We start from the raw sequence: 25312 nt of genomic DNA, 5'->3' as shown, positions 1-25312 counted from the left end.
GCACCCCGTCCCCGGGCACCGCTCCACCCCGCCCGCCCCCCTCAGCGGCGCCCCTTCGGATCCAGCAACCCCGCCTTGCGAAGGGCATCCGCCATCGCCCCATTCGCCGGAGGCGGCGCCGACTGACGACCACCACGGTCCCGGTCACCGCCACCGCGCCGCTGCTGCTGACGCTGCCGCGGGGGCCGCCCACCCCGCTCCTCCCGCTTCGGCCCGCCGCCCGAGGCGCCGGCGCTCGCCTCGTCATCCAACCGCAGCGTCAAAGAAATCCGCTTACGCGGCACATCCACATCAAGCACCTTCACCTTGACGATGTCCCCCGGCTTCACCACCTCGCGCGGGTCCTTCACAAACGTCTTGGACAGCGCCGACACATGCGCGAGCCCGTCCTGGTGCACCCCGATGTCGATGAACGCGCCGAACGCCGCCACGTTCGTCACCACGCCCTCAAGGACCATCCCCGGCTCCAGGTCGCCGATCTTCTCGACGCCCTCCTTGAAGGTCGCCGTCTTGAAGGCGGGCCGGGGGTCGCGCCCGGGCTTCTCCAGCTCGCGCAGGATGTCCGTGACGGTCGGCAGACCGAACGTCTCGTCCACGAACGTGTCGGCCCGCAGCGACCGCAGCACCGCCGTGTTGCCGATGAGCGCCGCCACCTCGCTGCCCGTGGACTTCACCATCCGGCGCACCACCGGATACGCCTCGGGGTGCACGCTGGACGAGTCCAGCGGGTCGTCGCCGCCGCGGATCCGCAGGAAGCCCGCGCACTGCTCGTACGCCTTCGGGCCCAGGCGGGCCACGTCCTTCAGCGCCCTGCGCGAGCGGAACGGGCCGTTGGCGTCGCGGTGCGCCACGATGTTCTCGGCGAGTCCGGCGCCGATGCCCGAGACGCGCGAGAGGAGCGGCGCGGACGCGGTGTTGACGTCCACGCCCACCCCGTTCACACAGTCCTCCACGACCGCGTCGAGCGAGCGCGAGAGCTTCACCTCGGAGAGGTCGTGCTGGTACTGGCCGACGCCGATCGACTTGGGGTCGATCTTGACCAGCTCGGCGAGCGGGTCCTGGAGGCGGCGGGCGATGGAGACCGCGCCGCGCAGCGACACGTCCATGTCGGGCAGCTCCTGCGAGGCGAACGCCGACGCCGAGTACACCGAGGCGCCCGCCTCCGACACCATCACCTTGGTGAGCTTCAACTCGGGGTGCTTGGTGATCAGTTCACCGGCGAGCTTGTCGGTCTCGCGGGACGCCGTGCCGTTGCCGATGGCGATCAGCTCGACCGCGTGCTCCTTGGCGAGGCCCGCCAGCTTGGCCAGCGCCTGGTCCCACTTGTTGGCCGGGACGTGCGGGTAGATCACGTCCGTCGCCACGACCTTGCCCGTCGCGTCCACGACGGCCACCTTCACGCCCGTACGGAACCCGGGGTCGAGCCCCAGCGTCGCGCGCGTCCCGGCCGGGGCGGCGAGCAGCAGGTCGCGCAGGTTCGACGCGAAGACCCGCACCGCCTCGTCCTCGGCGGCCGTGCGCAGCCGCAGCCGCAGGTCGATGCCGAGGTGGACCAGGATCCGGGTGCGCCAGGCCCAACGGACGGTGTCGGCCAGCCACTTGTCGCCCGGCCGGCCCCGGTCCGCGATGCCGAAGCGGCGCGCCACCATGTTCTCGTACGCCGAGGGGCCGGGCACCTCCGACGGCTCCTCGGGCTCCAGGACGAGGTCGAGGACCTCCTCCTTCTCGCCGCGCAGCATCGCCAGGACCCGGTGCGAGGGCAGCGCCGTGAACGGCTCGGTGAAGTCGAAGTAGTCGGCGAACTTGGCGCCCGCCTCCTCCTTGCCCTCGCGCACCTTGGCCGCGAGGCGGCCCTTGGCCCACATCCGCTCGCGCACCTCGCCGATCAGGTCGGCGTCCTCGGAGAACCGCTCGGTGAGGATGGCGCGGGCGCCCTCCAGGGCCGCCGCCGGGTCCGCGACGCCCTTGTCCGCGTCGACGAACGCGGCCGCGGCGGCCAGCGGCTCCACCGACGGGTCGGTGAGCAGGCCCTGCGCCAGCGGTTCCAGGCCCGCCTCGCGCGCGATCTGCGCCTTGGTGCGGCGCTTGGGCTTGAAGGGCAGGTAGATGTCCTCCAGGCGCGCCTTGGTGTCGGCGGCGCGGATCTGCCGCTCCAGCTCCTCGGTGAGCTTGCCCTGCTCGCGTACGGAGTCGAGGACCGCCGTGCGGCGGTCCTCCAGCTCGCGCAGATACCGCAGCCGCTCCTCCAGGGTGCGCAGCTGGGCGTCGTCGAGCATCTCGGTCGCTTCCTTGCGGTAGCGCGCGATGAACGGCACGGTCGACCCTCCGTCGAGCAGCTCGACGGCGGCCTTCACCTGCCGCTCCCGTACGCCGAGTTCCTCGGCGATCCTGCCTTCGATGGACGTCGTCACGATCCCGTACCGCCTTCTCGCAGAGCTTGAGGCGCCATTGTGGCAGGCGGCACCGACAATCGGCGGTCAGCCCTTGCCGGTGAGGTCGGCCGGGAACGCGCCCGCCGCCAGCGCCGTCATCAGGAAGCCCCGGGCCAGCTCGGTCAGCCGGGCCACGCCGTCCGCTCCGAGCAGCTCGTACGGGCCCAGGTCGAGCCGGTCCGTGCGCTCCTCGACCTCGGCGCGCAGCGCGGTGCCCGCCTCGGTCAACTCGCCCTCGGCGTCCAGGATCCCGCGCCCGCGCAGCCGTTCCTGCGCCGCCTCCCAGTCGGAGCGCCGCCAGCCGCGCGAGGCGATCACCCAGCGCGGCGCCATGCCCTTGCCGGTGGCGGTGTGGCTGACCAGTGCCTCCAGCGGGTCGAGTGCCGCGTCGAGCAGCGCCATGAGGTGGCCGTCGCCCCGGTGCTCGCGCAGCAGCGTCGCCGCGTGCCAGTACGCCAGGTGCGGTTCCTCGGGCACCGGCAGGTCGGCGTGGGCGGCGTACAGCGGCCGGGCGTGGCGGGTGCAGCCCTCGGCGGCGCGCAGGGCGAGGCGGGCGGCCTCGGCCATCTCCGGGGAGGCGACCACGTCGTCGCCGAGCAGGCGCCGCAGGGTGCTGTCGACGGCCCGCAGCCGGGCGGCGAGGACCGCCTCGGGGGAGGCGATGTCCCAGACGGCGGGCACGTGCCGGGCGACCAGCTCGTGGTTGAAGTTGTAGAACGTGGCCGTGATCGTGCCCGGGCCGACCGCGCCCATCGCGGCGGCGCGCCCCGCGAAGTAGGAGGCGCGCTCGTCCTCGATGCCGAGCGCCACGAGCTCCTTGGTGTAGTCGGGGGAGAAGTAGACCGTCGAGTGCAGCGGGTTGACGGAGTTGTGGCAGTGGCGGCCGGCGCGCGGCGGGAGAGACGTCATACCCGCAGGTTACCGACTGGTCGGTACGGCGTGAAGTCCCCGGACGGGACGGGCGCGCGGTGGCAGGAAAGGTGGGGTACTCGTCATTGCGGACACCCCGGGCGCCCCGAAGAATCGTGGGCATGGCACAGCGAACCGTCCTCATCGTCCTCTTCGAGGACGTCCAGAGCCTGGACGTCACCGGTCCCATGGAGGTCTTCACGGGGGCCGGCCACTTCGCCCGGGCCGTCGGCGACGAGTACCGCGTCCGCACCGCCTCGCTGGACGGCGGCCCGGTCCGCAGCTCCAGCCGGCTCACCCTCGTCCCGGACTTCGCCCTGGCCGAGGCGCCCGAGCCGCACACCCTGCTGGTGCCGGGCGGCAGCGGCACCCGCGCCCCGGACCCGGCCCTGATCGCCTGGCTGCGCGAGCACGGGCCCCGGGCCGAACGGCTGGTCTCCGTCTGCACCGGGGCCGAGCTCCTCGCGGAGGCGGGGCTGCTCGACGGCCGCCGCGCGACCACCCACTGGGCGTACTGCGAATCCCTCGCGCGCCGCCACCCGAAGGTCACCGTCGAGCCCGACCCCATCTACGTACGCGACGGGAACGTGGCCACCTCGGCCGGGGTGACGGCCGGGATCGACCTCTCCCTCGCGCTCGTCGAGGAGGACCTGGGGCGCGAGGCCGCGCTCACGGTCGCCCGGCACCTGGTGGTGTTCCTGCGCCGCCCGGGCAACCAGGCCCAGTTCAGCGCCCAGCTCTCCGCCCAGACCGCCCGGCGCGAGCCGCTGCGCGAGGTGCAGCACTGGATCACCGAGCACCCCGGCGAGGACCTCTCGGTGGACGCGCTGGCCGCCCGCGCCCGGCTCTCGCCGCGCCACTTCGCCCGCGCCTTCCAGGCCGAGACCGGGACGACGCCCGGCCGCTACGTCGAGCGCGTCCGCGTCGAGCACGCCCGGCGGCTGCTGGAGGACACCGCCGACGGAGTCGAGGAGATCTCCCGCGCCTGCGGCTACGGCACCCCCGAGGCCATGCGCCGCGCCTTCCTCAAGTCCCTGGGCACCGCGCCCGCCGAGTACCGGCGCCGGTTCCACCCCGCCGGCTGACCTGTCCGCCCCACCCCGAGAGGAACCCGATGCAGATCGCCATCCTGCTCTACGACCGCTTCACCTCGCTGGACGCCATCGGCCCGTACGAGATGCTCTGCCGCCTGCCCGACGCCGAGACGGTCTTCGTCGCCGAGCAGGCAGGTCCGGTGACCAACGACAAGGGCAGCCTGCGCCTGGTGGCCGAGAAGTCCCTCGACGAGGTGCGCACCCCGGACATCGTGGTCGTCCCGGGCGGCCCCGGCACCGAGGAGACGCTGCGCAACGCGGCCCTGGCCGACTGGCTGCGTACCGTCGACGCCACCACCACCTGGACGACGTCGGTCTGCACCGGCTCGATCCTGCTCGCGGGGGCCGGGCTGCTGACGGGCCGGCGCGCCACCACGCACTGGCTCGGCTACGACACCCTGGCCGCGCTGGGCGCCGAGCCGACCGGCGAGCGCGTGGTCGTCGACGGCAAGTACATCACCGCCGCCGGGGTCTCCTCCGGCATCGACATGGGGCTCACCCTGGTCGGCCGCCTCGCGGGCGACGAGTTCGCGCAGGCCGTGCAGCTGCTGACCGAGTACGACCCGCAGCCGCCCTACGACGCGGGCTCGCCCCTCAAGGCCCCCGCCGATCTGGTGGCCAGGCTGCGCTCGGGGGGCCACGCCGTCGTGCGGTAGCGCGGCTCAGCCCGAGGCGGTCCAGGTGAAGCGCGGGGCCCGGCGCTCCAGGAACGCGGCGACGCCCTCGGCGGTGTCGCCGCTGCCGCGCGCCTGCTCCCGCCAGTACGCGTCCCGGTCGGTGCGGCCGTTCGCGAACTCCTTGGCCGCCGCCTGGGTCAGCTGGGAGCGGGCGGCGAGGACGCGGGTGAACTCGGCCACCCGCTTGTCCAGTTCACCGGCCGGCAGCACCTCGTCCACCAGGCCGGTCCGCAGCGCCCGCGCCGAGTCGATCAACTCGGCCGAGAACAGCAGGTACTTGGCGGTCGAAGGCCCCACCAGGGCGGCCAGCCGCCGGGTCGAGGACGACGCGTAGACGATGCCGAGCTTGGCGGGCGTGATCCCGAACGAGGCGCCCTCCTCCGCGAAGCGCAGGTCGCAGGCGGCCGCGAGCTGGCAGCCGCCGCCCACGCAGTAGCCGCGCACGGCGGCCAGCGTCGGCTTGGGGAAGGCGGCGAGCGCCTCCTCGGCCGCCACCGCGAGCGACTGCGGGTCCTCGCCCGGCCTGGGCGCGCGCAGCGAGGAGATGTCCGCGCCCGCGCAGAACGTCGGCCCGGCGCCGGTCAGCACCAGGGCCCGCACGTCCGGGTCGGCGGCCAGCCCGTCGAGCAGCGGCGGCAGTGCCCGCCACATCCCGGCCGTCATCGCGTTGCGCTTGGCGGGGTTGCTGATGACGACGGTGGCCACCCCGTCCGCCACGGTGTGCTCCAGCTGCGGCTCCATGCGCCGGATGCTATCCGGGCGGGCCGCTCCTATGATCAAGAGGGGGACGACCGGCGATGCCACGAGGAGACGCTGATGGCCGCACCCGCAACCGCACGCGACAGCAGGAAGCTCCGCCGCAGTTTCGGACGGCTGACCGTCCTCGGCGCGGTCCTCGCCCTCGCGGGCCTGGTCGGACTCGTCTACACAGGCGTGGCGACCCTCACCTCGATGCTCCTGTTCGGCTGGCTGCTGCTGGTGGGCGGCGTGGTCGGGCTGATGCACGCGATCCAGTCGCGCGGCGCGAACTTCTTCTGGCTCGGCGTGGTGGTCGCGGCCCTGAACATCGCGGCCGGTGTGGTGGTCATCCGCCGCCCGGAGGGCTCGGCCGAGGCGCTGACCATGTTCGCCGCGCTGCTCTTCCTCACCGGCGGGGTGTTCCGGCTCGCGGGCAGCGTGGTGGTGCGCGGGCCGCAGATGGGCTGGACGCTGGTGCAGGGCGCCTTCGGCGTGCTGCTCGGGGTGCTGGTCCTTGCGAGCTGGCCGAGCAGCAGCCGCTATGTGATCGGCTGCTTCTTCTCGCTCGGCCTGCTCTTCGACGGCCTCGGCCTGATCGCGCTCGGCGTCGGCGGCCGGCGGATCGTGGGCCTGGTGACGGACGGGCTCGCGGACACCGACGCCCGGGAGCCCGAACCCGTACCGCAGACACCCCCGCAAGCCGTGGCAAAGCCGTCAGACAGCGATCAGGGACGTTTTCGGAAGTGACATCGGCGGGCGATTGAGATCAGAAGGCGTCGATACGCGCTGACTTCTGTTCAGTCGCCCGGTCCGGACCATCCCACTCTCAACACTCGTTACCGAAGAGCCTGACAGCCGAGTGCGAGGGTGGGTGCCGGAACATGGAGATCCGCGGGAGCGTGCCACCCGACGCCGCGCCGGCCAGGCCGTTCCCGTACGAGGGAGTCTGGCGCTTCACGGCACCCGCCGTCGACGCCTCGGTCCCGCAGGCCCGGCACGCCGTGCGCGACCTGCTGCGCCGGCAGGGCGTGCCGGTCCACGACGACCTCGTCCAGGGCCTTCTGCTGATCGTCTCCGAGCTGGTCACCAACGCGGTCAAGCACGCGGCCCTGCTCTCCCCGCAGGTGGCCGTGGAGGTCGCCATCGGCGCCGAGTGGATCCGGGTCTCGGTGGAGGACAACCACCCCTACCGCCCCAAGGCGCTGGAGACCGACTACGGCCAGACCGGCGGGCGCGGACTGCTGCTGGTGCGCGAGATCACCTGTGAGGCGGGCGGGGCCTGCGACGTCGAGCAGACCGCGAGCGGCGGCAAGATCATCTGGGTGGCCCTGCCGCTGGCCCCGGTCCCCGGCGCGGTCACCAGCCCGCGGCAGGCCCTGTGAGCTCCCTGACCGCGGGCCGGGCCGCGTCCAGGACCGTCATGAACCACGCGGAGAAGGTGGCCCGCTCGTGCAGCGCGGTCAGCTCCTGCTGCGAGACGAAGGCGGTCTCGTAGACCTCCTCCGGGTCCGCCTTGACCGGCGCCTGCACCAGACCGACGAAGAGGTGGTTGTACTCCTGCTCCACCAGGCCCGAGTCCGGGTCCGGGTGGTTGTAGCGGACCGTGCCCGCCTCGGCGAGCAGCGAGGGCGAGACGCCCAGCTCCTCGTGGGTGCGCCGGGCGGCCGCCGCGAAGGGGGACTCGCCGGGGTAGGGGTGACCGCAGCAGGTGTTCGACCAGACGCCGGGGGAGTGGTACTTGCCCAGCGCGCGGCGCTGGATCAGCAGCTTGCCCGTGGAGTCGAAGAGGAAGACGGAGAACGCCCGGTGCAGCTTGCCGGGGGCCTGGTGGGCGGAGAGCTTCTCCGCGGTGCCGATGGTATTGCCGCTCTCGTCGACCAGTTCGAGCATGATCTCTTCGGCGGTCCCGTTCGACGAGCTGTTCGCCGTAGTGGCTGGTGTGGTCGGCATAACCATCCTTCGCTTCGGTCCTCGGCTGCCAAGTCTGCCGTACAAAAGCGGCGTGTCCGCACTTCGACGGGCGGCGCATGTCCGTAATGCGTCGGGTGCGCGACACCACCGAAGAAGGGATCGTGCCCAGCCGCACCGAAGCGGAACCATCGAACGTGTGAGCGAGCCGGGGTGTCCGGCCCGCTGTCGGTCAGTGGCAGAGCCCGGCCTCGTGGGCCGCGTGGCCGCTCGGCTCCAGCTGGAAGGTGCAGTGCTCCACGTCGAAGTGATCACCCAGGCAGCCCTGGAGGTCGTGCAGCAGCTTCTCGTGGCCCACCGAGTCCAGGGCCTCCTGGCTGACCACCACATGGGCGGAGAGCACCGGCATGCCGGAGGTGATCGTCCAGGCGTGCAGGTCGTGGACGTCCTCGACGCCCGGCAGGGCCACGATGTGGGCGCGCACCTCGCCCATGTCGACACCCTTGGGCGCGGCCTCCAGGAGCACGTTCAGCGTCTCCCGCAGCAGCTTCACCGTACGCGGGACGATCATGAGGCCGATCACCAGCGAGGCGATCGGGTCGGCGGCCTGCCAGCCCGTCGACATGATGATCACCGCCGAGATCAGCACCGCCACCGAGCCGAGCGCGTCCGCGAGCACCTCCAGGAAGGCGCCGCGCACATTGAGGCTGTCCTGCTGGCCCTTGATCAGGAGCGACAGCGAGACCATGTTGGCGACCAGACCGATCAGGCCGAAAACGATCGTCGTCGGCCCCGAGGTGTCGGCCGGCTCGACGAACCGCTGGACCGCCTCGTACAGCACGTATCCACCGACGCCGAGCAGCAGCAGGCAGTTGGCGAGCGCGGCCAGGATCTCGGCGCGGGCGTAGCCGAACGTCCGGTTGTGACCGGCCGGGCGGTTGGCGAAGTGGATGGCGAGCAGCGCCATCGCCAGCCCGAGGGCGTCGGTGGCCATGTGCGCCGCGTCCGCGACCAGTGCCAGCGAGTCCGCGAGCAGCCCGCCGACGATCTCGACCACCATCACGCCCAGCGTGATGCACAGGGCCACCCGCAGCCGCCCCTTGTAGGCCGCGGCGGCCGTCCCGGTGGGCGCCGGTCCGCCGTGCGCGTGTCCGTGGTCGTGCCCAGCCCCCATGGAAGGCCACCTCTCAGACGGTCGGCAAGGTTGTGCGATCTCCGTACGAGGGGTCAGTGAACTACGGGCGGGGGGTATCGGGCAACACGGCACTGAACACCGTTGTCATGTGCCCTGACCTGCGAAAACGTGCTGCCTCTCAGGTTTGTACGCCATTCGCACAGGCGTCGCAGGTCAGAGCGGTGCACGGCCGCCCCGGACGGCGCGGAGCCCCGGTGCCGATCGACGGGGGGCGGTTTGTGGGGCGCGGCCTTGATCGACGATGATGATCCACGCGGCGGACCCCCGCCGCAGGGCCCGATCGGGGCGTAAACAGGCGATGAACTCCCGGTTCCACGCATCCGATAGCCTCCCGATAGCCTCTGCCGACGTGCCGCCCGCCGCTTGTTTCCGGGCCGGGCCGCCGGACATCAGCCATGCCAGCTCCAAGGAGTGAGTTCGTCTGTCGACCGCCATCCTGACCGGGCTCCCGGTCCCCGGGTCGCAGCTCGCACCCGAGCTGCGCTCGCTGGGCTTCGACGTACGGTCCGCCCAGCGGCCCGAGGACCTGCCCGGCCTGCTCGCCGAGGTCCCGCCCGGTGAGCGGGTCGCCCTGGTCGATCCGTCCTTCGTGGGCCACACGCACGCCCTGCGCCTCGCCCTGACCGACCCCCGCTTCCCGGCGGCGGCGGTCAGCGGAGCCATGGCGGTCCAGGCGGAGGCCCGCCCCGCGCTCGGGCGCGCGCTCGCGGACCTCGCCGGGGCGCCCGCCCCGGCCGCCGCCGGTGCCTCGGTCGCCGTGAACACCCCGTCCACCGCGACGGGCGTCCTCGTCGACCGCGTCGCCGCCGCCCTGGAGGACCGGGGCACCGCCGTGCACCGCCCCGAGCTCGGCTCGCTGGTGGCCACCGTGCCCGCCGGGCCCGAGGCCGCCTTCGCCGCCCGCAAGGCCGTGGACGCCGTGGACGACGAGGCCGTCCGGCTGCGTACGGCCGTGAAGTCCCGCGACGGGTTCTTCACCACCTTCTTCATCAGCCCGTACTCGCGCTACATCGCCCGCTGGTGCGCCCGCCGGGGCCTCACCCCCAACCAGGTCACCACCGCCTCGCTGCTCACCGCGCTGATCGCGGCCGGCTGCGCGGCGACCGGCACCCGGGGCGGCTTCGTCGCGGCCGGCGCGCTGCTGCTCTTCTCCTTCGTCCTGGACTGCACCGACGGGCAGCTCGCCCGCTACTCGCTCCAGTACTCCACGCTCGGCGCCTGGCTGGACGCGACCTTCGACCGGGCCAAGGAGTACGCGTACTACGCGGGCCTGGCGCTCGGCGCGGCCCGCGGCGGCGACGACGTCTGGGCACTGGCGCTCGGCGCGATGGTCCTGCAGACCTGCCGCCACGTCGTGGACTTCTCGTTCAACGAGTCCAACCACGACGCCAGCGCCAACACCAGCCCCACCGCCGCCCTCTCCGACAAGCTCGACTCGGTCGGCTGGACGGTCTGGGTGCGCCGGATGATCGTGCTGCCGATCGGCGAGCGCTGGGCGATGATCGCGGTCCTGACCGCCGTCACCACGCCCCGTACCGTCTTCTACGTCCTGCTCGTCGGGTGCGCCTTCGCGGCCTGCTACACCACGGCCGGGCGCGTGCTGCGCTCGCTGACCCGCAAGGCGACCCGCACCGACCGGGCCGCGCAGGCGCTGGCCGAGCTCGCCGACAGCGGCCCCCTTGCCGAGTCGGTAGCCCGGGGCTCCACCCGCCGCGCCCCGCGCGCCGGGTTCGTCGCCCCGCTCCTCGCCGCCTTCGGCGCGGCCGTCGTGCTCGTCGACTCGGCCGTCTCGGGTCCGTCCTGGGCCTGTGTGGGCGCGGCCGTGGCGTACGCGTTCTTCTCCGGCCTCGCCGTCTCCGCCCCCCTCAAGGGCGCCCTCGACTGGCTGGTGCCGCCCTTCTTCCGGGCCGCCGAATACGGCACGGTCCTCATCCTCGCCGCCCGCTCCGAGGTGAACGGGGCCTTGCCCGCGGCCTTCGGACTGGTGGCCGCGGTCGCCTACCATCACTACGACACGGTCTACCGCATCAAGGGCGGCTCCGGCGCGCCGCCGCGCTGGCTGGTCCGGCTGACGGGCGGCCACGAAGGCCGGACGCTGGTGGTCGCGGTGCTCGCGGCGGCCCTCGCCGACCGCGGCACGGACTTCACCCTGGCGCTCACCGCCCTCGCGGTAGGCATCGCGCTCCTGGTGGTCGTGGAGTCCATCCGCTTCTGGGTGTCCTCCGGAGCACCCGCAGTACATGACGAAGGAGAACCCGCATGATCGGCCTCGTACTCGCAGCCGGTGCCGGACGGCGTCTGCGCCCCTACACCGACACGCTCCCGAAGGCCCTCGTGCCCGTCGACGGCGACACCACGATCCTGGACCTGACGCTGGGCAACTTCGCCGAGATCGGTCTCACCGAGGTCGCGATCATCGTCGGCTACAAGAAGGAAGCCGTCTACGACCGCAAGGCGGCGCTGGAGGCGAAGTACGGCCTCAAGCTCACCCTGATCGACAACGACAAGGCCGAGGAGTGGAACAACGCCTACTCCCTGTGGTGCGGCCGTGACTCCATCAAGCACGACGTGATCCTCGCCAACGGCGACACCGTGCACCCGGTCTCCGTCGAGAAGACGCTGCTGGCCGCGCGCGGCGACGGCAAGAAGATCATCCTCGCCCTCGACACGGTGAAGAGCCTCGCCGACGAGGAGATGAAGGTCATCGTCGACCCCGAGAAGGGCGTCCAGAAGATCACCAAGCTGATGGACCCGGCGACGGCCACCGGCGAGTACATCGGCGTCACCCTCATCGAGGGCTCCGCCGCCGACGAGCTCGCCGACGCGCTGAAGACCACCTTCGAGCGCGACCCCGACCTCTACTACGAGGACGGCTACCAGGAGCTCGTCAACCGCGGCTTCCAGATCGACGTCGCGCCGATCGGCGAGGTCTCGTGGGTCGAGATCGACAACCACGACGACCTCGCGAAGGGCCGTGAGATCGCGTGCCAGTACTGACCCGGCTCATCCCGTCGCCGGTCGTCGTCGACATCAGCCGGGGCGCCCTTGACGACCTGGCGGGCCTCCTGGCCGACCAGCGGATCTCGGCCTCCGGCAAGCTGGCGATCGCGGTCAGCGGCGGCTCGGGCCAGGCGCTGAGCGAGAAGCTCGCGCCGGTGCTCCCGGGCGCCGACTGGTACCCGGTCGCCGACGGCACCATCGACTCCGCCGTGCAGCTCGCCGACGACATCAAGGGCAAGCGGTACGACGCGGTCGTGGGCCTGGGCGGCGGCAAGATCATCGACGTGGCGAAGTACGCCGCGGCGCGGGTCGGGCTGCCCATGGTGGCGGTCGCCACCAACCTCTCGCACGACGGCATCTGCTCGCCGGTCTCGATCCTGGACAACGACAACGGCCGCGGCTCCTACGGCGTGCCCACGCCCATCGCCATGGTCATCGACCTCGACGTGATCCGCGAGGCACCGGTCCGGTTCGTCCGCTCCGGCATCGGCGACGCGATCTCCAACATCTCCGCGATCGCGGACTGGGAGCTCTCGCACGAGGTCAACGCCGAACCGGTGGACGGCCTGGCCGCCGCCATGGCCCGTACCGCGGGCGAGTCGGTGCTGCGCCACCCCGGCGGCGTCGGCGACGACGAGTTCCTCACCGTGCTCTCCGAGGCGCTGGTGCTCTCCGGCATCGCCATGTCGATCAGCGGCGACACCCGCCCCTCGTCCGGCGCCTGCCACGAGATCAGCCACGCCTTCGACCTGCTCTACCCCAAGCGCTCCGCGCTCCACGGCGAGCAGGTCGGCCTCGGCGCCGCCTTCGCGATGCACCTGCGCGGCGCCGCCGAGCAGTCCGGTCTCTTCACGGAGGTGCTGCGGCGGCACGGCCTGCCGGTCCTCCCGCAGGAAATCGGCTTCTCCGCCGACGAGTTCGTCCGGGCGGTGGCGTACGCGCCGCAGACCCGGCCGGGCCGTTTCACGATCCTGGAACACCTCAACCTGTCCACAGCCCAGATCAAGGACGCTTACGCCGACTATGCAAAAGCCATCGGTAGCTGAACTCCGCCCGGTCGTGCACCCTCCGGGCGTCAAGGACCGGCGGAGCGGCGAGCACTGGGGAGGCCGGCTCTACATGCGCGAGGTCTCCCTGCGCGTCGACCGGCACCTGGTGACCACGAAGGTCACGCCCAACCAGCTGACCTACGTGATGACCGTCGCCGCCGCCTTCGCGGCCCCGGCCCTTCTGGTGCCGGGGATCTGGGGCGCCGTGCTCGGCGTGGTGATGGCGCAGGTCTATCTGCTCCTGGACTGCGTCGACGGCGAGGTCGCCCGCTGGAAGAAGCAGTACTCGATGGTCGGCGTCTACGTGGACCGGGTCGCCGCCTATGTGCTCGACGCCGCCGTCCTCGTCGGCTTCGGGCTGCGCGCCGCCGACATCTGGGGCACCGGGCGCATCGACTGGCTGTGGGCCTTCCTCGGCACCCTCGCCGCCCTCGGCGCCGTGCTGATCAAGTCCGAGACCGACCTCGTCGGTGTCGCCCGCCACCAGCAGGGCATGCCGCCGGTCAAGGAGACGGCGTCCGAGCCGCGTTCGTCCGGCATGGCGCTGGCCCGCCGGGCCGCCGGCGCGCTCAAGTTCCACCGCCTGGTCATGGGCATCGAGGCGACCCTGCTGATCCTGGTCCTCGCGATCGTGGACCACGTGCGCGGCGACCTGTTCTTCTCGCGGCTCGGCGTCGCCGTCCTCGCGGGCATCGCGCTGCTCCAGAGCGTGCTGCACCTGGTGTCCATCCTCGCCTCCAGCAGGCTCAAGTGAGCGCCCCGCTGAAGGTCGGCGCGGTCGTCATCACCATGGGCAACCGCCCCGAGGAGCTGCGCGCGCTGCTCGACTCGGTCGCCAAGCAGGACGGCGACCCGGTCGAGGTCGTGGTGGTCGGCAACGGCGCCCCGGTCCCGGACGTCCCGGCGGGCGTGCGGACCGTGGAGCTGCCCGAGAACCTGGGCATCCCCGGCGGGCGCAACGTCGGCATCGAGGCGTTCGGCCCGTCCGGCGCCGAGGTCGACATCCTGCTCTTCCTCGACGACGACGGGCTGCTGCCGAACACCGACACGGCCGAGCTGTGCCGCCAGGCGTTCGCCGCCGACCCGGCGCTCGGCATCGTCAGCTTCCGCATCGCGGACCCGGAGACCGGGGTCACCCAGCGCCGCCACGTCCCGCGGCTGCGCGCCTCCGACCCGATGCGCTCCTCGCGCGTGACGACCTTCCTGGGCGGCGCCAACGCCGTACGCACCAAGGTCATCGCCGAGGTCGGCGGGCTGCCCGACGAGTTCTTCTACGCCCACGAGGAGACCGATCTGGCCTGGCGGGCGCTGGACGCCGGCTGGATGATCGACTACCGCGCGGACATGGTCCTGTTCCACCCCACGACGGCGCCGTCCCGGCACGCGGTCTACCACCGGATGGTGGCCCGCAACCGGGTCTGGCTGGCCCGGCGCAACCTGCCGGCCCCGCTGGTCCCGGTCTATCTGGGGGTCTGGATGCTGCTCACGCTCGCCAGGAAGCCCTCCGGGCCCGCCCTCAAGGCGTGGTTCGGCGGCTTCAAGGAGGGCTGGACCACGCCGTGCGGACCGCGCCGCCCCATGAAGTGGCGTACGGTCTGGCGGCTGACCCGGCTGGGCCGTCCGCCCGTCATCTGACACTCTCGGGTCTGAGCACATCGGGTGCGGGCCACCGGGCTCCGGGCACTTCGGTCATCGGGCGAACTTCTTTGAAAGCGAAAGTTTCCTCTTGTGAGTGACACAACTCTGTCCCCGGCGGACCTCGCCGCCAAGCACGGCCTGGCGGTGAGCGGCGCCCGGCCGGGGCTGTTCGAGTACTGCCGCCAGCTCTGGGGGCGGCGCCACTTCATCCTGTCGTTCTCGCAGGCGAAGCTGACCGCCCAGTACAGCCAGGCGAAGCTCGGCCAGATCTGGCAGGTGGCGACCCCGCTGCTCAACGCGCTGGTCTACTACTTCATCTTCGGCGTGCTGATGAACGCCAAGCGGGGCATCCCGTCGGACGTGTACATCCCGTTCCTGGTGACGGGCGTGTTCGTGTTCACCTTCACCCAGAACTCGGTGATGGCGGGCGTCCGGGCGATCTCCGGCAACCTCGGCCTGGTGCGCGCGCTGCACTTCCCGCGCGCCTCCCTGCCGATCTCCTTCGCGCTCCAGCAGCTCCAGCAGCTGCTGTTCTCGATGATCGTCCTGATCCTCGTGGTGGTCGCGTCGGGCACCATGCCGATGGCGTCGTGGCTGCTGATGGTGCCGGTCCTGGCGCTCCAGTTCGTCTTCAACACCGGACTGGCGATGATCATGGCCCGGCTCGGCAGCAAGACCCCGGACCTGGCCCAGCTGATGCCGTTCGTCCTGCGCACCTGGATGTACGCGTCGGGCGTCATGTTCAGCATCAAGGTGGTCCTCCAGGGCAAGCCGCACTGGCTGGCCCAGGTGCTCCAGGTGAACCCGGCCGCGGTCTACATGGACCTGGCCCGGTTCGCCATGATCGACGGATACGGTGCCCACAACCTGCCGCCGCACGTCTGGCTGGTGGCGGTCGGCTGGGCCCTCGTCGTGGGCGTCGCGGGCTTCGTGTACTTCTGGAAGGCAGAGGAGCAGTACGGCCGTGGCTGAGGACAACAACCGGCTCGCCGACGCGAGCGGCGAGCGCATCCCGACCGTCATCGCCGACGACGTGCACATCGTGTACACGGTCAACGGCGCGGGCGGCGGCCGGGGCAGCGCCACCGCCGCGCTGAGCCGGATAGTGAAGCGGGACAAGGGCGAGTCGCGCGGCATGCGCAAGGTGCACGCGGTGCGGGGCGTCTCCTTCACCGCGTACCGCGGCGAGGCGATCGGCCTGATCGGCACCAACGGCTCGGGCAAGTCGACCCTGCTGCGGGCGATCGCCGGGCTGCTGCCGCCGGCCAAGGGCCGGGTCTACACCAACGGCCAGCCGTCGCTGCTGGGCGTCAACGCCGCGCTGATGAACGAGCTGACCGGCGAGCGCAACGTGATCCTGGGCGGTCTGGCCATGGGCATGTCGCGCGAGGAGATCAAGGAGCGGTACGAGGAGATCGTCGACTTCTCCGGCATCAACGAGAAGGGCGACTTCATCACCCTGCCGATGCGGACGTACTCCTCGGGCATGGCGGCCCGGCTGCGGTTCTCCATCGCGGCCGCCAAGGACCACGACGTCCTGATGATCGACGAGGCGCTGGCCACGGGTGACCGCAAGTTCCAGATCCGCTCCGAGGAGCGCATCCGCGAGCTGCGCAAGCACGCGGGCACGGTCTTCCTGGTCAGCCACAGCATCGGCTCCATCAGGGACACCTGCAACCGGGTGCTCTGGCTGGAGCGGGGCGAGCTCCTGATGGACGGCCCCACGGACGAGGTCGTCAAGGCGTACCAGAAGGAGACCGGCCGCTGACAGCCGGTCACCGTTCGAACGACCCCGATGGCCCCCGCCGATCAACCCCGGCGGGGGCCTTCGCGTCCTTGGGGGAGGCCCGCGGGACGGGCCGATATGTCAAGGCTCCGTCAAGTCGCCTGCGTCAGGGGAAGGTTGGCGCGGATTGAAGTGTTCTTGTAATGCGCGCAACACCCCGACGTGTTGTCAGGCGTTGTACAACGTAAGCTGTACCGGTGTTGATCGTGACGGATGGGCGGTACCGCCCCGGACAGCCCGCGCGGCAGCCGTCCGCCACTCGGGAGGCTCGGCGGCGTGTCCGAAATGGGATGTTTTGGGTCGGCGGTGTAGAACGGGAGATGTGACGGCAATGGCTACGGGAAATCTCCAGCTACGAGAGACCTCCGCCGTTCCCGTACCGGGCGGCCCCCGGTGACAGGTGTCCGGGACGTGCGCACCGACTCCCCCTCGCGCACCACGCTCGACAAGGCCACGGAGGAGAACTTCCCGGTGGCCCCCTTCTTTCTGCCGCGCGCCTGGCGCGACGACCTGATGGCGGTGTACGGCTATGCCCGCCTGGTCGACGACATCGGCGACGGCGACCTCGCGCCCGGCGGCGCCGACGCCCGCCACCTGGGCGTGGCCCCCGCCGACGCGGACGACCGGCTCGTGATGCTCGACGCCTTCGAGGCCGATCTGCGCCGCGTCTTCGACTCCACCCCGCACCACCCGCTGCTCAAGGCCCTGCAGCCCACCGTCCGCCGCCGCTCGCTCACCCCCGGCCCGTTCCTCGGCCTGATCGCGGCGAACCGGCAGGACCAGCAGGTCAGGCGGTACGAGACCTACGAGGACCTGGTGGCGTACTGCGAACTGTCGGCCAACCCCGTGGGGCGCCTGGTGCTGGCGATCACCGGCACCGAGAGCCCCGAGCGCATCCGCCGCTCGGACGCCGTCTGCACGGCGCTCCAGATCGTCGAGCACCTCCAGGACGTCACCGAGGACCTCGGCCGGGACCGCGTCTACCTGCCCGCCAAGGACATGAAGCGGTTCCACGTCACGGAGGCCGATCTGGCCGCGCCGCGCGGGGGCGCGTCGGTGCGCGCCCTGGTCGCGTTCGAGGCGGAACGCGCCGCACAGCTGCTGAATGAAGGCACCTCCCTGGTGGGTAGCGTCCACGGCAGACTCAGGCTGCTGCTGGCCGGATTCGTGGCCGGAGGACGCGCCGCGCTCGACGCGGTCGCTGCCGCCGGCCACGACGTACTTCCTGGACCTCCCAAGCCCACCAAGTCCAGTCTGCTGCGCGAAGTGGGAGCCGTGTTGCGTAGAGCGCGTAGAGAGGGGTGAGCCGGACCGTGGATCCACACGCACACGTGTCCGCGCCGGTACAGGCCGCGTACAGCTACTGCGAGGCGGTGACCGGACAGCAGGCGCGCAATTTCGCGTACGGCATCAGGCTGCTGCCGACCGACAAGCGCCAGGCGATGTCCGCGCTCTACGCGTTCTCGAGGCGCGTCGACGACATCGGCGACGGACTCCTGCCCGCCAAGGACAAGAAGCAGCGCCTGGAGGACACCCGGGCGCTGCTCGGCCGGATCGCCGAGGGCGCGGTCGAGGAGGACGACACCGACCCGGTGGCCGTGGCGCTCGCCGACGCGGCGCGCCGCTTCCCGATCCCGCTGGACGGGCTCGACGAGCTCATCGACGGCGTCCTGATGGACGTGCACGGCGAGACCTACGAGACCTGGGACGACCTGAAGGTCTACTGCCGGTGTGTCGCGGGTGCCATCGGCCGGCTCTCGCTGGGCGTGTTCGGTACACAACCGGGCGCACCGGGCACCGAGCGCGCCGCCGAGTACGCCGACACGCTGGGTCTCGCGCTGCAACTCACCAACATCCTCCGGGACGTTCGCGAGGACGCGGGCAACGGGCGCACCTATCTGCCCGCCGACGACCTGGCGAAGTTCGGCTGCGCCGCGGGCTTCCACACCCCGGTGCCGCCGGCCGGCTCCGACTTCGCGGGCCTGGTCCACTTCGAAGTGCGCCGCGCCCGCGCCCTGTTCGCCGAGGGCTACCGGCTGCTGCCCATGCTCGACCGGCGCAGCGGCGCCTGTGTCGCCGCGATGGCCGGAATCTACCGCCGCCTCCTCGACCGCATCGAGCGCGACCCGGAGGCCGTGCTGCGCGGCCGGGTCTCGCTGCCTGGCAGGGAGAAGGCGTACGTGGCGGTACGCGGACTGTCGGGACTCGACACCCGTACCGTCTCCCGGCAGACCGCCAGGAGGCGCGCCTGATGGCCCATGGGCACCTGGACGTGCGGCCGAGGAGCATTACGCGCACAGGGTGTGCAACCCCCGCTCCGGCCGGGGCGTCCCTGACTGCGACGGCCGGGCGTGCGCACGACACCGGCACGGCCGGAGGGGAGGGCGCATGACAACCCCGCAGCCCGAACGCGCGGTGGTCGTCGGCGGAGGCCTGGCCGGAATCACCGCCGCGCTCGAACTCGCCGACGCCGGCCTCGGCGTCACCCTGATCGAGGGCCGCCCGCGCCTGGGCGGCCTCGCCTTCTCCTTCCGGCGCGGCGACCTCACCGTCGACAACGGCCAGCACGTCTACCTGCGCTGCTGCACGGCCTACGGCTGGTTCCTGGACCGGGTCGGCGGTACGCACCTGGCGCCGCTCCAGGACCGCCTGGACGTGCCCGTCCTGGACGTCGCCCACCCCGGCGGGCCCCGGCTCGGCCGGCTGCGCCGCAGCGCCCTGCCCGTACCGCTCCACCTGGCCAGGAGCCTCGCCACCTATCCGCACCTCTCGCTCGCCGAGCGGGCCTCCGTCGGGCGCGCCGCACTCGCGCTCAAGCGCCTCGACCCCGCCGACCCGGCGCTCGACGGGGTGGACTTCGCGACCTGGCTCGGCCGCCACGGCCAGTCCGCCCGCACCGTCGAGGCCCTGTGGGACCTGGTCGGCGTGGCGACCCTGAACGCGACCGCCCCGCACGCCTCCCTGGGGCTCGCCGCGATGGTCTTCAAGACCGGCCTGCTCTCCGAGCCCGGCGCGGCCGACATCGGCTGGGCGCACGTCCCGCTCGGTGAGCTCCACGACACGCTGGCCCGCAAGGCGCTCTCCTCGGCCGGGGTGAGGGTGGAGACCCGTACCAAGGCGGAGTCGCTGTCCCGTACCGAGAGCGGCGCCTGGCGGGTCGAGGTCAGCGGCGAGACGCTGGACGCCGAGGTGGTCGTCCTGGCCGTCCCGCAGCGCGAGGCGCACGACCTGCTGCCGCACGGCGCGCTCGACGACCCGGGCAAGCTGCTCGACATCGGCACCGCGCCCATCCTCAACCTCCATGTCGTCTACGACCGCAAGGTGCTGCGCCAGCCGTTCTTCGCCGCCCTCGGCTCGCCCGTGCAGTGGGTCTTCGACCGCACCGAGTCGTCGGGGCTCACCGGCGGGGGCCAGTACCTGGCCGTCTCCCAGTCGGCCGCCGGGGACGAGATCGACGAGCCGGTGGCCGCGCTGCGTGCGCGCTACCTGCCCGAGCTCGAACGGCTGCTGCCCGCCGCGCGCGGCGCGGGCGTACGGGACTTCTTCGTGACCCGGGAGCGGACAGCGACGTTCGCCCCCACCCCCGGCGTGGGACGGCTGCGGCCGGGCGCGCACACCAATGCGCCCGGCCTGTACCTGGCGGGCGCGTGGACCGCCACCGGCTGGCCCGCGACGATGGAAGGCGCCGTACGCAGCGGATTCAGCGCCGCGGGCGCGGCTCTGGCCGTACTCGGCCGCTCCCACGCCCACCCGCTTCAGGAGGCGGCATGACCCTTAGCAGCACTGGAACAAGAGGAGAGACCGTGCCGACTGTGCCTTCGGCTGACTCGGCTGTCGACACCGTGGACGTCGCCGCGCTTCTGGAGCGCGGACGGACGCTGGCCACACCGGTGCTGCGCACGGCCGTGGACCGGCTCGCGGCTCCCATGGACACCGTCGCGGCCTACCACTTCGGGTGGATCGACGCCCAGGGCAACCCGGCGGACGGCGACGGCGGCAAGGCGGTGCGGCCCGCGCTCGCACTCCTTTCCGCCGAGGCGGCCGGTGCCCGGCCCGAGGTCGGCGTGCCCGGCGCGGTCGCGGTCGAGCTCGTCCACAACTTCTCGCTGCTCCACGACGACCTGATGGACGGCGACGAGCAGCGCCGCCACCGCGACACGGTGTGGAAGGTGCACGGCCCGGCGCAGGCGATCCTCGTCGGCGACGCGCTCTTCGCGCTGGCCAACGAGGTCCTCCTGGAGCTCGGCACGGTCGAGGCGGGGCGCGCCACGCGCCGGCTGACCACCGCGACCCGCAAGCTCATCGACGGCCAGGCCCAGGACATCTCGTACGAGCATCGCGAGCGGGTCACCGTCGAGGAGTGCCTGGAGATGGAGGGCAACAAGACGGGCGCGCTGCTCGCCTGCGCCTGCTCCATCGGCGCGGTCCTCGGCGGCGCCGACGACAGGACCGCCGACACCCTGGAGGCGTACGGCTACCACCTCGGCCTCGCCTTCCAGGCCGTCGACGACCTGCTCGGCATCTGGGGCGACCCCGAGGCCACCGGCAAGCAGACCTGGAGCGACCTGCGCCAGCGCAAGAAGTCCCTGCCGGTGGTGGCGGCCCTCGCGGCCGGCGGCCCGGCCTCGGAGCGGCTCGGCGAGCTGCTCGCCGCCGACGCCAAGAGCAACGACTTCGACACCTTCTCCGAGGAGGAGTTCGCCACCCGGGCGGCGCTCATCGAGGAGGCGGGCGGCCGCGAGTGGACCTCGCAGGAGGCCCGCAGGCAGCACGCCGTGGCGATCGAGGCACTCGGCGCCGTCGACATGCCCGAGCGGGTGCGGGCGCAGCTGACCGCGCTGGCCGACTTCGTGGTCGTACGGAAGAGATGATCACCATTCGCATATGACGCGACGTCGCCGGAGCGGGCCCGCCAGGGGGCCGCGTCCGACGGAGACCCCAGCACAGCAGAAGTACCACTGCACTTGCATTAAGGGGAAGCCATGACAGCGACGACCGACGGAAGCGCCGGGGCCCCGCGGCCCCCGGCCGCCGCGGCCACGGGACCGACCGCACCACCCGGCGCGGACGAGGCGCTCGACGCCGCCCGGCGGGCGGCGGACCGCGCGGTCGAGCACCTGCTCGGCAGGCAGGACGCCCTCGGCTGGTGGAAGGGTGACCTGGAGACCAACGTCACCATGGACGCCGAGGACCTGCTGCTCCGTCAGTTCCTCGGCATCCAGGACGAGAAGACCGTCCGGGCGGCGGCGCTCTTCATCCGGGGCGAGCAGCGCGACGACGGCACCTGGGCCACCTTCTACGGCGGCCCGCCGGAGCTGTCCGCCACCGTCGAGGCGTACGTGGCGCTGCGGCTCGCCGGGGACCGGCCGGACGACCCGCACATGGCGCGGGCCTCGGCGTGGGTCAGGAGCCAGGGCGGCATCGCCGCCTGCCGGGTCTTCACCCGGATCTGGCTGGCCCTGTTCGGCTGGTGGAAGTGGGACGACCTGCCGGAGCTGCCGCCGGAGCTGATCTTCCTGCCCAAGTGGTTCCCGCTGAACATCTACGATTTCGGCTGCTGGGCCCGGCAGACGATCGTGCCGCTCACGGTGGTCTCCGCCAAGCGGCCGGTGCGGCCCGCGCCCTTCGCGCTCGACGAGCTGCACACCGACGCGCGCGACCCCAACCCCGTGAAGCCGCTCGCCCCGGCCGCGAGCTGGGACGGCGCCTTCCAGCGGCTCGACCGGGCGTTGCACGTCTACCACCGCCTCGCTCCGCGCAGGCTGCGCCGCGCCGCGATGAACACCGCCGCCCGCTGGATCGTCGAGCGCCAGGAGAACGACGGCTGCTGGGGCGGGATCCAGCCGCCCGCCGTCTACTCGGTGATCGCCCTGCACCTGCTCGGCTACGACCTCCAGCACCCGGTGATGCGGGCCGGGCTCGAATCCCTGGACCGGTTCGCGGTGTGGCGCGAGGACGGCGCCCGGATGATCGAGGCCTGCCAGTCCCCGGTGTGGGACACCTGCCTGGCCACCATCGCGCTCGCCGACGCGGGGCTGCCCGCCGACCACCCGGCGCTGGTCAAGGCGGTCGACTGGATGCTCGGCGAGGAGATCGTCCGGCCCGGCGACTGGGCGGTGAAGAAGCCCCAACTGGCGCCGGGCGGCTGGGCGTTCGAGTTCCACAACGACAACTACCCGGACATCGACGACACCGCCGAGGTGATCCTCGCGCTGCGCCGGGTGCGCCACCCCGACCCCGACCGGGTCGAGGGGGCGATCGGCCGGGCCGCGCGCTGGACGCTGGGGATGCAGTCGAGGAACGGGGCGTGGGGCGCCTTCGACGCCGACAACACCAGCCCGCTCCCCAACCGGCTGCCGTTCTGCGACTTCGGCGAGGTCATCGACCCGCCGTCGGCCGACGTCACCGCGCACGTGGTGGAGATGCTGGCGGTCGAGGGCCGGGCTCACGAGCCGCGCACCCGCCGGGGCATCGAGTGGCTGCTCGCCGAACAGGAGGCGAGCGGCGCCTGGTTCGGGCGCTGGGGCGTCAACTACGTGTACGGCACGGGCTCGGTGGTGCCGGCGCTGACGGCGGCCGGGCTGCCCGCCTCGCACCCGGCGATCCGCCGGGCCGTCGGCTGGCTGGAGTCGGTGCAGAACGAGGACGGCGGCTGGGGCGAGGACCTGCGCTCCTACCGCGAGGAGGAGTGGATCGGGCACGGCGCCTCCACCGCCTCCCAGACCGCCTGGGCGCTGCTGGCGCTGCTGGCGGCGGGGGAGCGGGAGGGCAAGGCGGTCGAGCGGGGCGTGGCCTGGCTCGCCGGGACCCAGCTGGCGGACGGCTCCTGGGACGAGCCGTACTTCACCGGCACCGGGTTCCCCTGGGACTTCTCGATCAACTACCACCTCTACCGGCAGGTGTTCCCGCTGACCGCGCTCGGTCGCTACGTCCATGGAGAACCGTTCTCTCCCAACGGCCCCAAGGGGAAGTGATGGACGTACGCCCCGCACTCCCCGAACCCGTACCGCTGCTGGTCGCCTGCGCGCTCACCATCGAGGAGCTGGCGCTGCGCAGCGGCGGCCGGGGCCGCACACCGGGCCAGGTGGTCACCGTGCTGCGCAGCGGCATGGGCCCCAGAGCCGCCGAGCGGGCCGTGCTGCGCGGCCTGGGCACCTCGGCCAACCGGGAGGCGGCCGTGATCGCCTCCGGATTCTGCGCCGGCCTGGCCCCCGGGATGCACCCCGGCGACCTGGTCGTCGCCTCGGAGACCCGCGACCCGCGCGGCACGACCGCCTGCGTGGGTACGGAGGTGCTGGCCAAGGCGCTGACCGCGGCGCTGCCCGGCCGCACCGTGCACACCGGTCCGCTCATCGGCTCCGACCACGTGGTGCGTGGTCACGAACGGGCCGAACTGCGCGCGACCGGGGCGATCGCCGTGGACATGGAGTCCGCGGCGACGCTGTGGAGCGCCGTCGGGGCCGGAGAGCGTCCGGTTGCGGCCGTACGGGTGGTCGTGGACGCTCCAGAACATGAACTCGTCCGGATCGGCACGGTACGCGGTGGAATATCGGCTTTCCGCGTTCTTCGTGCCGTCCTTCCCGCTTTCTTTGAATGGCACCGTTCTTTGCCGCTCCCCAGGAGGTGAGCCAGATGGCCATGCCGCTTCGCCAGTCCATCAGGGTCGGGACCTATCTTTTTGAACAGAAGCTCCGCAAGCGCGAGAAGTTCCCGCTGATCGTCGAGCTGGAGCCGCTCTTCGCGTGCAATCTGAAGTGCGAGGGCTGCGGCAAGATCCAGCATCCGGCCGGGATCCTGAAGCAGCGCATGCCGGTGGCCCAGGCCGTGGGCGCCGTCCTGGAGTCGGGTGCCCCGATGGTCTCCATCGCGGGCGGCGAGCCCCTGATGCACCCTCAGATCGACGAGATCGTGCGTCAGTTGGTGGCCAGGAAGAAGTACGTCTTCCTGTGCACCAACGCCCTGCTGCTGCGCAAGAAGCTGGAGAAGTTCACCCCGTCCCCGTACTTCGCGTTCGCCGTGCACATCGACGGGCTGCGCGAGCGGCACGACGAGTCGGTGGCGAAGGAGGGCGTGTTCGACGAGGCGGTGGCGGCGATCAAGGAGGCCAAGCGCCAAGGCTTCCGGGTCACCACCAACTCCACCTTCTTCAACACCGACACCCCGCAGACGATCATCGAGGTGCTCAACTTCCTCAACGACGACCTCCAGGTCGACGAGATGATGATCTCGCCCGCGTACGCCTACGAGAAGGCGCCCGACCAGGAACACTTCCTGGGCGTCGAGCAGACCCGGGAGCTCTTCAAGAAGGCGTTCTCCGGTGGCAACCGGCGCCGCTGGCGGCTCAACCACTCGCCGCTCTTCCTGGACTTCCTGGAGGGCAAGGCGGACTTCCCGTGCACGGCCTGGGCGATCCCCAACTACTCGCTCTTCGGCTGGCAGCGGCCCTGCTATCTGATGAGCGACGGGTACGTCCCGACGTACCGGCAGCTCGTCGAGGAGACCGACTGGGACAAGTACGGCCGGGGCAAGGACGACCGGTGTGCCAACTGCATGGCGCACTGCGGCTACGAGCCCACCGCCGTCCTCGCGACCATGGGGTCGCTCAAGGAGTCGCTGCGCGCGGTCCGCGAGACCGTGCAGGGAAACCGCGGGTGACGTGATGAGGACCGGAGAGCCCGTCTCCCTGGGCCTCCCCGCGCTGCCGGCCCGACCGCTGGCGATGCGCCGCACCTCGCGGCGCATCCAGGTCGGGTCGGTGGCCGTCGGCGGGGGAGCGCCCATTTCGGTGCAGTCGATGACGACGACGCGTACGTCGGACATCGGCGCGACGCTTCAGCAGATCGCGGAGCTGACGGCGTCGGGCTGTCAGATCGTGCGGGTGGCGTG

General features: G+C 72.0%; 24 protein-coding genes. 19 read left to right on the top strand and 5 right to left on the bottom strand.

Features of this window, described 5'->3' with window-relative positions; genetic code table 11:
* Nucleotides 1-41: 41 nt before the first annotated feature.
* Together IE252_RS18610 and IE252_RS18605 are read right to left on the bottom strand one after the other, a co-directional pair.
* Nucleotides 42-2411 (bottom strand): Tex family protein, encoded by a 2370-nt coding sequence (locus IE252_RS18610; protein ID WP_190090564.1) that lies wholly within the window; start codon nt 2409-2411, stop codon nt 42-44.
* 66 nt (nt 2412-2477) lie between these two features.
* A complete protein-coding gene (locus tag IE252_RS18605; protein WP_190090563.1) occupies nt 2478-3341 on the bottom strand; it encodes an SCO6745 family protein in 864 nt (287 codons plus the stop codon).
* Nucleotides 3342-3463: 122 nt separating this feature from the next.
* Here IE252_RS18605 and IE252_RS18600 point away from each other — a divergent pair, with 122 nt between their 5' ends.
* Nucleotides 3464-4426 (top strand): GlxA family transcriptional regulator, encoded by a 963-nt coding sequence (locus IE252_RS18600; protein WP_190090562.1) that lies wholly within the window; start codon nt 3464-3466, stop codon nt 4424-4426.
* 29 nt (nt 4427-4455) lie between these two features.
* A complete protein-coding gene (locus tag IE252_RS18595; protein ID WP_190090561.1) occupies nt 4456-5091 on the top strand; it encodes a DJ-1/PfpI family protein in 636 nt (211 codons plus the stop codon).
* Nucleotides 5092-5097: 6 nt separating this feature from the next.
* Here IE252_RS18595 and IE252_RS18590 read toward each other — a convergent pair whose 3' ends face one another.
* Nucleotides 5098-5853 (bottom strand): enoyl-CoA hydratase/isomerase family protein, encoded by a 756-nt coding sequence (locus IE252_RS18590; RefSeq protein ID WP_190090560.1) that lies wholly within the window; start codon nt 5851-5853, stop codon nt 5098-5100.
* Nucleotides 5854-5928: 75 nt separating this feature from the next.
* Here IE252_RS18590 and IE252_RS18585 point away from each other — a divergent pair, with 75 nt between their 5' ends.
* Together IE252_RS18585 and IE252_RS18580 are read left to right on the top strand one after the other, a co-directional pair.
* On the top strand, nt 5929-6597 hold the full coding sequence (locus IE252_RS18585) for an HdeD family acid-resistance protein (protein WP_190090559.1): 669 nt from the start codon (nt 5929-5931) through the stop codon (nt 6595-6597).
* A gap of 134 nt (nt 6598-6731) precedes the next feature.
* On the top strand, nt 6732-7232 hold the full coding sequence (locus tag IE252_RS18580; RefSeq protein ID WP_190090558.1) for an ATP-binding protein: 501 nt from the start codon (nt 6732-6734) through the stop codon (nt 7230-7232).
* On the opposite strand, the gene idi is transcribed toward IE252_RS18580, so the two are convergent.
* Nucleotides 7207-7800 (bottom strand): isopentenyl-diphosphate Delta-isomerase, encoded by a 594-nt coding sequence (gene idi / locus IE252_RS18575; protein WP_190090557.1) that lies wholly within the window; start codon nt 7798-7800, stop codon nt 7207-7209. The two genes, IE252_RS18580 and idi, sit on opposite strands and share 26 nt — an antisense overlap.
* A 190-nt stretch (nt 7801-7990) precedes the next feature.
* Entirely contained in the window at nt 7991-8932 is a 942-nt protein-coding gene (locus IE252_RS18570) for a cation diffusion facilitator family transporter (protein ID WP_190090556.1), read from the bottom strand.
* Between the two features lie 442 nt (nt 8933-9374).
* Here IE252_RS18570 and IE252_RS18565 point away from each other — a divergent pair, with 442 nt between their 5' ends.
* The 15 genes from IE252_RS18565 to IE252_RS18495 all read left to right on the top strand — a co-directional run.
* Nucleotides 9375-11216, top strand: coding sequence for a DUF5941 domain-containing protein (locus IE252_RS18565; RefSeq protein WP_190090824.1), 1842 nt, complete (start codon nt 9375-9377; stop codon nt 11214-11216).
* Nucleotides 11213-11950: a phosphocholine cytidylyltransferase family protein gene (locus tag IE252_RS18560; protein ID WP_190090555.1), complete on the top strand. Its 738-nt coding sequence runs from the start codon at nt 11213-11215 to the stop codon at nt 11948-11950. The genes IE252_RS18565 and IE252_RS18560 overlap by 4 nt, the downstream gene beginning before the upstream one ends.
* Nucleotides 11938-12999 (top strand): iron-containing alcohol dehydrogenase family protein, encoded by a 1062-nt coding sequence (locus IE252_RS18555; RefSeq protein ID WP_190090554.1) that lies wholly within the window; start codon nt 11938-11940, stop codon nt 12997-12999. The genes IE252_RS18560 and IE252_RS18555 overlap by 13 nt, the downstream gene beginning before the upstream one ends.
* On the top strand, nt 12977-13756 hold the full coding sequence (locus IE252_RS18550) for a CDP-alcohol phosphatidyltransferase family protein (RefSeq protein ID WP_190090553.1): 780 nt from the start codon (nt 12977-12979) through the stop codon (nt 13754-13756). Before IE252_RS18555 ends, IE252_RS18550 begins: the two co-directional genes overlap by 23 nt.
* Entirely contained in the window at nt 13753-14637 is an 885-nt protein-coding gene (locus tag IE252_RS18545; protein ID WP_101391043.1) for a glycosyltransferase family 2 protein, read from the top strand. The genes IE252_RS18550 and IE252_RS18545 overlap by 4 nt, the downstream gene beginning before the upstream one ends.
* A 93-nt stretch (nt 14638-14730) precedes the next feature.
* On the top strand, nt 14731-15612 hold the full coding sequence (locus IE252_RS18540) for an ABC transporter permease (protein WP_190090552.1): 882 nt from the start codon (nt 14731-14733) through the stop codon (nt 15610-15612).
* A complete protein-coding gene (locus IE252_RS18535; protein WP_190090551.1) occupies nt 15605-16408 on the top strand; it encodes an ABC transporter ATP-binding protein in 804 nt (267 codons plus the stop codon). Before IE252_RS18540 ends, IE252_RS18535 begins: the two co-directional genes overlap by 8 nt.
* 429 nt (nt 16409-16837) lie before the next feature.
* Nucleotides 16838-17731: a squalene synthase HpnC gene (gene hpnC, locus IE252_RS18530; protein ID WP_190090550.1), complete on the top strand. Its 894-nt coding sequence runs from the start codon at nt 16838-16840 to the stop codon at nt 17729-17731.
* A complete protein-coding gene (gene hpnD / locus IE252_RS18525; RefSeq protein WP_190090549.1) occupies nt 17728-18678 on the top strand; it encodes a presqualene diphosphate synthase HpnD in 951 nt (316 codons plus the stop codon). The genes hpnC and hpnD overlap by 4 nt, the downstream gene beginning before the upstream one ends.
* 136 nt (nt 18679-18814) lie before the next feature.
* A complete protein-coding gene (gene hpnE / locus IE252_RS18520) occupies nt 18815-20197 on the top strand; it encodes a hydroxysqualene dehydroxylase HpnE (protein ID WP_190090548.1) in 1383 nt (460 codons plus the stop codon).
* Nucleotides 20194-21297 carry a polyprenyl synthetase family protein gene (locus IE252_RS18515; protein ID WP_190090547.1) on the top strand — a complete coding sequence of 368 codons (1104 nt, stop codon included), beginning with the start codon at nt 20194-20196 and terminating at the stop codon, nt 21295-21297. Before hpnE ends, IE252_RS18515 begins: the two co-directional genes overlap by 4 nt.
* Before the next feature lie 111 nt (nt 21298-21408).
* Nucleotides 21409-23400, top strand: a complete 1992-nt coding sequence (shc, locus tag IE252_RS18510) for a squalene--hopene cyclase (protein WP_190090546.1) — start codon at nt 21409-21411, stop codon at nt 23398-23400.
* Complete coding sequence (locus IE252_RS18505) at nt 23400-24053, top strand: phosphorylase family protein (protein WP_190090545.1); 654 nt, start codon at nt 23400-23402, stop codon at nt 24051-24053. Before shc ends, IE252_RS18505 begins: the two co-directional genes overlap by 1 nt.
* 5 nt (nt 24054-24058) lie before the next feature.
* Nucleotides 24059-25081: an adenosyl-hopene transferase HpnH gene (hpnH, locus tag IE252_RS18500; protein WP_190090544.1), complete on the top strand. Its 1023-nt coding sequence runs from the start codon at nt 24059-24061 to the stop codon at nt 25079-25081.
* Between the two features lie 4 nt (nt 25082-25085).
* The coding region (locus IE252_RS18495; protein WP_190090543.1) for a flavodoxin-dependent (E)-4-hydroxy-3-methylbut-2-enyl-diphosphate synthase at nt 25086-25312 on the top strand (227 nt) is incomplete at its 3' end.

Source organism: Streptomyces melanogenes, assembly GCF_014649795.1.
Taxonomy (GTDB): Bacteria; Actinomycetota; Actinomycetes; order Streptomycetales; family Streptomycetaceae; genus Streptomyces; species Streptomyces noboritoensis.
Note: the sequence above shows the minus strand (reverse complement) of the source record. Positions and strands in the feature narration are given on the sequence as shown.